Origin of the sequence: Paracoccus sp. SY, assembly GCF_002901215.1 — a bacterium.
Lineage (GTDB): Bacteria > Pseudomonadota > Alphaproteobacteria > Rhodobacterales > Rhodobacteraceae > Paracoccus > Paracoccus acridae.
In genome coordinates this window covers 1-6611 of the sequence record NZ_NWMQ01000079.1, presented here as the reverse complement: position 1 = coordinate 6611, position 6611 = coordinate 1, and the positions used below count along the sequence as shown (strand labels likewise).

At 66.1% G+C, this 6611-nt stretch carries 7 protein-coding genes; 6 read left to right on the top strand and 1 reads right to left on the bottom strand.

Annotated features, from left to right (window positions below; genetic code table 11):
- The 5 genes from CK944_RS20960 to CK944_RS20940 form a co-directional block, all read left to right on the top strand.
- A partial coding sequence (locus CK944_RS20960; RefSeq protein ID WP_103175001.1) for a biotin transporter BioY occupies positions 1-545 on the top strand: 545 nt, incomplete at its 5' end.
- Positions 546-707: 162 nt separating this feature from the next.
- Positions 708-1832, top strand: coding sequence for an extracellular solute-binding protein (locus CK944_RS20955; protein ID WP_103175000.1), 1125 nt, complete (start codon positions 708-710; stop codon positions 1830-1832).
- 55 nt (positions 1833-1887) lie between these two features.
- The gene (locus CK944_RS20950; RefSeq protein ID WP_103174999.1) at positions 1888-2952 is read left to right on the top strand and encodes an ABC transporter ATP-binding protein; all 1065 of its coding nucleotides are present in this window, start codon (positions 1888-1890) and stop codon (positions 2950-2952) included.
- The gene (locus CK944_RS20945) at positions 2945-3826 is read left to right on the top strand and encodes an ABC transporter permease (protein ID WP_103174998.1); all 882 of its coding nucleotides are present in this window, start codon (positions 2945-2947) and stop codon (positions 3824-3826) included. The genes CK944_RS20950 and CK944_RS20945 overlap by 8 nt, the downstream gene beginning before the upstream one ends.
- On the top strand, positions 3823-4626 hold the full coding sequence (locus CK944_RS20940) for an ABC transporter permease (protein ID WP_103174997.1): 804 nt from the start codon (positions 3823-3825) through the stop codon (positions 4624-4626). The genes CK944_RS20945 and CK944_RS20940 overlap by 4 nt, the downstream gene beginning before the upstream one ends.
- On the opposite strand, the gene CK944_RS20935 is transcribed toward CK944_RS20940, so the two are convergent.
- Positions 4604-5548, bottom strand: a complete 945-nt coding sequence (locus CK944_RS20935) for a LysR family transcriptional regulator (protein WP_103174996.1) — start codon at positions 5546-5548, stop codon at positions 4604-4606. The two genes, CK944_RS20940 and CK944_RS20935, sit on opposite strands and share 23 nt — an antisense overlap.
- A gap of 119 nt (positions 5549-5667) precedes the next feature.
- On the opposite strand from CK944_RS20935, the gene chvE reads away from it, so the two are divergent.
- On the top strand, positions 5668-6611 hold a 944-nt coding region (chvE, locus tag CK944_RS20930; RefSeq protein ID WP_103174995.1), incomplete at its 3' end, for a multiple monosaccharide ABC transporter substrate-binding protein.

Sequence of the window (6611 nt, the reverse complement as noted above, 5' to 3'; positions counted from 1 at the left end):
TGGAACGCGACATGACCCGGATCGCGCTGTTCGCGGCGCTGATCGCAGCCCTGGGGCTGATCCCCAGCCTGACGCTGGGCTTCGGCGTGCCGATCACCGCGCAAAGCATGGGGGTGATGCTGGCGGGCGCGATCCTGGGCGCGAAACGCGGCGCGCTGGCCGTGCTGCTGTTCATGGCGCTGGTGGCGCTGGGCCTGCCGCTGCTGGCGGGCGGGCGCGGAGGGCTGGGGGCCTTTGTCGCGCCGACCTCGGGCTTTTTCCTGGGCTGGCCGGTCGCGGCCTTCGTCATCGGCCTGATCGTGGAACGGCTGCGCAGCGGGCCGCTGGCGGTCACGGTCGCGCTGGCCTCGATCATCGGCGGCATTCTGGTGATGTATGGCTTCGGCATCGTCGGCATGTCGATCGCGTTGGACAAGACCCTGGCGGAATGCGCGGTCCTGGTCACGGCCTTTGTTCCGGGCGACATCGTCAAGGCGGTGCTGACCGGGCTGATCGCGCAGGCCCTGGCCCGTTCCCGGCCCGCCGCCCTGTTGTCGCGACAATAGAGCGGCCGGAATTTTCGGTGAAAGATCAAAGAGGCTTTGACCTGTCACGCGGCAGGGATATGCTTCGGGGCGGTTGACCGGCGCCCATGGGGGCGGACGGTCAGGTTCCTGCCGTTCCAGGGAAAAGGCCCTGCCGGACGGCGCTATTGGGGGTTGTTAGACATGAGCAGACTTGATCGCCGCGGGCTTCTGAAGGGCGCGGGTGCCGCCGCGGGCCTGGCCCTGGCCGCGCCGCTGGTGGCGCGTCCGGGCTTTGCCCAAGGCTCGGGCACGGTGAACATCTTCGCCTGGTCGGGCTATCTGAACGACGAAATCCTGGGCGCCTTTGAAAAGGCCACGGGAATCAAGCCGAACTATACCGGCTATGGCACGAATGACGAATTGCTGAACCAGTTGCGCGCCAACAATGGCGGCGGCTTCGACCTGATCTGGCCGACCGTGGACCGGGTCCCGAACTATGTCGAATTCGGCCTGGTCCAGCCCTTGGACGAATCCAAGATCGAGGTGGCGAAGGTCCTGCCAAGCGCCTGGGAAAATTCGACCAACCTGGGCGCGGTGGTGGACGGCAAGCGTTACCAGGTGCCGACCGACTGGGGCACCGAGGCCGTGGCTTTCGACCGCGACCAGATGCCGCTGGAATACGGCCAGGCCTCCTATGGCGATATCTGGGGCGAATCGGCGGCGGGCAAGGCCACCGTGCGCGCCCATTCCGCGCTGGTGGGCCTAGGCCTGTGGCTGGAAGCCGAAGGCAAGCTGCCGCGCCCGCTGCTGGACGCCTTCACCAGCCCCGAGGCGCAGGTCGAGATCTTCGACGTGATCCTGGCCGAGGCCGTGGCCCGCAAGGGCAACATCATCCAGTTCTGGAACAACGAGAACGAGGCCCAGGGCGCCTTCCGCGTCAATGGCGCGGCCGTGGGCCAGACCTGGGATTCGACCGCCGCCGCCCTGTCCAAGGAAGGGCTGCCGGTGGGCTTTGTCGCGCCCAAGGAAGGCGCGCTGGCCTGGATGGAAGGGCTTTCGATCCCGGCCGGGGCCGAGAACCTGGACAACGCCTATGCCTTCATCAACTGGTTCCTGACGCCGGAAGCGGGGGCGATGTACACCAACGCCACCTCGATCAACTCGACCGCCGTCGGGTCGGCCGACCTGCTGTCGGACGAGGCCAAGGCCTTCTTCGCCGCCGCCTATCCGGGTGACGCGTTGGAGAAACTGTGGTGGTGGCCGATCCAGGAAAGCTGGTACATCACCAAGCGCAACGAATACCAGGACCGCTTCCTGTCGGCCTGATGACGCATGGGACAGGGGGCAGCCCCTGTCCCCACCAAGAACACACGGGGGATGGATGTCGCATTCGGTCGAGCTTGACGGGATCGGGATGAGTTTCGGTTCGACGCGCGCGGTCAGCGACGTGTCCTTCACGGTCGGGGCGGGCGAGTTCTTTTCGATCCTCGGACCCTCGGGCTGCGGCAAGACCACGATCCTGCGGATGATCGCGGGGTTCCTGGAGCCGACCGAGGGGCGCGTGCTGATCGGCGGGCGCGACATGCGCGGGCTTGGCCCGAACCAGCGGCCGACCGCGATGATCTTCCAGTCGCTGGCCCTGTTCCCGCTGATGCCGGTCTGGGAAAACATCGCCTTCGGGCTGGAGGCGCGCGGCATGGGCAAGGCCGAGCGTCGCAAGCGCGCCGATGACCTGCTGCGCCTGATCGCGCTGGAAGGATACGGCGACCGGATGCCGGGCGAACTGTCCGGCGGGCAGCGCCAGCGTGTCGCCATCGCCCGCGCGCTGGCTGTCGAACCCGATGTCCTGCTGCTGGACGAACCCCTGTCTGCGCTGGACCTGAAGCTGCGCCAGCACATGCGGGCGGAACTGCGCGCCCTGCAGAAGCGCACGGGCGTCACCTTCATCTATATCACCCATGACCAGTCCGAGGCGCTGGCCATGTCCGACCGCGTGGCGGTGATGTCGGCGGGCCTGCTGCAGCAGGTTGCCACGCCGCGCCAGCTTTACGACAACCCCGCAACCCCCTTCGTCGCCAGCTTCGTGGGCGAGACGAATGCGATCAAGGGCCGGGTCAGCGCCATCGGCGATGGCGTGGCGCGGGTCGATACCGCACTTGGGCCGCTGCACGGGCGCGCGGATGGAACCCTGGCCATCGGGCAGGCCGCGACGCTTTATGTCCGCCCCGAGGCGCTGGTGCCCGGCGTCGGCGCCAATACCCTGCGCGCCCGCGTCAGCCGCATGGATTTCGAGGGCGCCTTTGCCCTGGTCCACGGCCAGTTTTCCGACGGGGCGGCGCTGACGGCGGCGGTGCCTTCGACCCGGCTGGCCGATGCCCCCGCGCCCGGGACGGATGCCAGCTTCTTCTTCGCGCCCGAACATGCGGTGGTGCTGGCCGATGCGTGATCTTTACGCGCGCTTCGGCGGGGGCTTGGCGACGATCTTTTTGTCGCTGGTGCTGATCTGGTTGGCGGCCATGGTGTTGGCGCCGAACCTGATGATGATCGACTATGCCCTGCGCCCGAACCTGCCCCCCGCACAGATCGGATCCGAGGCCGATACCTGGTCGCTGGACAATTTCCTGTATCTGGCGAACGAAGGGGTCCATCGCGCGATCTTCTTCAAGACCGTCTGGGCAAGCGCCCTGGTCGCGGCGCTGACGCTGGTCGTCTGCTATCCCATCGCCTTCTGGATGGCGCAGCGCGCAACGCCGGGGCAGTTGTCCATCGCGCTGATGCTGGTCATCATCCCCTTCTTCATCAACGAGGTTCTGCGGACGCTGGCCTGGTTCATCATCCTGGCCTATCGCGGGCCGCTGAACGCGGTGCTGCAGGGGATCGGGCTGATCGACGCGCCGATCCGCTGGCAGGGCGACGGCGGCGTGCTGGCGGGGATGGTCTATGCCTATATCCTGTTCATGCTGCTGCCGATCTATAACGCCATCGAAAGCCTCGACCGGTCGCAGCTCGAGGCCGCGCGGGATCTGGGATCGCCCACCTGGCGGACGCATTGGCGGGTGGTCATTCCCCATGCCAAGGCGGGCATCGCCACGGGCTGCGTCTTCACCTTCATGCTGGCCGCCGGATCCTATGTCGCGCCCGCGCTGCTGGGGTCGCCGGGAAGCCGCTGGTTCACCGAGATCATCTACAACTGGTTCTTCGAAGGGGGCGACTGGAACCGGGGCGCGGCCTATGCGCTGACGCTTCTGGTGCTGTGCCTGGCGGTGGTGCTGGTCACGCTGCGGCTGTTCCGGGTCAACCTGACGGATGTGGCGAAATGACGGCGGATCGCATTTTCCGGGGCCTGTTCGTCCTCTATCTGCTGGCCTTCGTGATCTATCTGTTCGCGCCCCTGCTGATCATGTCGGTCGCGGCCTTCAACACCAGCCGCTTTCCCACCGTGATCCCCTGGCAGGGCACGACGATGGACTGGTTTTCCGCCATGTGGGCGGATGCCGCGATGTGGAGGGCGCTTTGGACCTCGGCCATCGTGGCGGTGCTGGTGGTGATCGTCGCGCTGCCGGTGGGCACGGCCGCCGCGCTGGTTCTGACGACGCTGCATTCGCGGGCGCGCAGCGTGGCCTATGCGGTGATGGTGTCGCCCTTGCTGACGCCGGGGGTGGTGATCGGGATTTCCACGCTGATCCTGTGGCGGCAGGTTGGGGTCGGCGGGGGAATCGCGCTGATCGTGGTGGCGCAGACGACCTTCATCATCTGCTATGTGATGCTGATGGTGATGGCGCGGCTGCAACGCTTCGACCGCACGCAGGAGGAAGCGGCCCTTGGCCTGGGCGCGTCGCGGGTGATGGTGTTCCGCCGGGTGCTGCTGCCCTTCCTGCGACCTGCGCTTCTGGCATCCGGGGGACTTGCGATCCTGCAATCGGTCGAGAACTACAACACCACCCTGTTCGTGCGCGGCTTTGAAACGCCCCTGACCGTCTTCATCGCCACCAAGGTCCGCACCGGCCTGACCCCCGCCGTCAACGCCCTGGCCCTGGTCATCATCGCCGCCACCATCATCGGCGCCATCGCATACGAGGTCGCCCGGCGCCGGCAGGTCACAGCGCGGCCGCGTTCCTGATCGGGCTGCGCGACATCTGCGCCACCGCGTCCCGCAGGCGTTTCCCCAAGGGCGACAAGGGGCGGCGCTTCAGGTCCAGCAGGAAATAGGGCGACACGCGAATGGGCCGGGGCGTCGGGATGATGGTGAAGCCCGCCCCGACCGGCGGCTGGATCAGAAGCTCGGCCACCTCGTGCGAGACCGGCGTGATCGCGTTGGTTTGCGCCAGATAGGCAATCGTCAGCAGAAGCGACGGGCTGTTGACGATGTTGGCGGGTTCCGACAGGCCCACGCTTGCAAAGGCCGCCAGCGTCGCCTCGCGGATGGGGGCGCCCCGCTGCTGCATGATCCATTCCTGGCTTGCCAGTTCGGTCAGCGTAACCAGTTGCGCGCGGGCAAGCGGGTGATCCGCACGCGCCATCAGGGCCACCTTTTCATCCGACATGGGCAGGATGTTGAAGCTGTCGCTGTCGAAATCCGGCAGGATGCGACCCAGCACGAAGTCCATCTCGCCAGCCGCCAGCTGCATCAGCAACTCTCGCGAGGGCATCACGTCCACGGTGATGTCGGCGCCGGGGCTTTCTTCCTTGATGCTGCGGATCGCGCTGACAAGATAGCTGATCGCAGGCCCCGTCACCGCGCCGACCCGGACCGAACCGGCATAGCCCCCGCGCAGGGCGTTCACGTCGGCCTCGATGCTGGCCATTTCGCGCAGGATGACGCGGGCACGCCGCAACACGGCGGTGCCGATCTCGGTCGGCTCCATCCCCTTGGGCTGGCGAACGAACAGGGCGGCGCCGACCTGGCGTTCGGCATCGGCCAGCATCCGCGAGGCTGCGGGCTGGGTCATGGCCAGCTGGTCGGCCGCCATCTGCAACTGGCCGTGCAGCGCGATCTCGTGGACCAGGCGAAGTTGGGCGGGTTTGAGCGCGCGAAACGACATATCTATTTGGTTATCCAGGCCGGCTATTTTCTCATTTTACTGTCATGCCACCTTTGCGCTAGATCTTTCTGACCTATGAGGGATGCGCGGCCAGCGACGCCGCGCCAGGGAGGATACAGATGAAGTTCAGAACCGCTGCGGTCGCGCTGGCGATCGGGGTTTCGTGGCTGGCGACCGGTGCCATGGCCGAAACCATCGGCATCGCCATGCCGACGAAATCGTCGGCCCGCTGGATCGACGACGGCAACAACATGGTCAAGCAGTTGCAGGAAGCGGGCTATGATACCGACCTGCAATATGCCGAGGATGACATCCCCAACCAGTTGGCCCAGGTCGAGAACATGATCACCAAGGGCGTCGATGTCCTGGTGATCGCCGCCATCGACGGCACGACCCTGTCGAACGCCCTGGAAAACGCCGCCGCCGCCGACATCAAGGTCATCGCCTATGACCGCCTGATCCGCGGGTCGGAACATGTCGATTATTACGCGACCTTCGACAACTTCAAGGTCGGCGTCCAGCAGGCGACCACCCTGGTGGACGGGCTGAAGGAACGCTTCCCGGACGTGAAGCCCTGGAATGTCGAACTGTTCGGCGGCAGCCCCGACGACAACAACGCCTTCTTCTTCTATGACGGCGCGATGTCGGTCCTGCAGCCGCTGATCGACGACGGATCCATCGTGATCGGGTCTGGCCAGACCGGCATGGAAACCGTGGGCACGCTGCGCTGGGATCCGGCCGTGGCGCAGGCGCGCATGGACAACCTTCTGTCCTCGAACTATGCCGACAAGCAGGTCCATGGGGTGCTGTCGCCCTATGACGGGCTGTCCATCGGCATCCTGTCCTCGCTCAAGGGCGTGGGCTATGGGTCGGGCGACATGCAGATGCCCATCGTCACCGGCCAGGACGCCGAGGTCCAGTCGGTCAAGTCGATCCAGGCGGACGAGCAGTATTCGACCATCTTCAAGGACACCCGCGAACTGGCCCGCGTCACCGTGGGCATGGTCGATGCCGTCCTGAAGGGGACCGAGCCCGAGATCAACGACACCGAAACCTATGACAA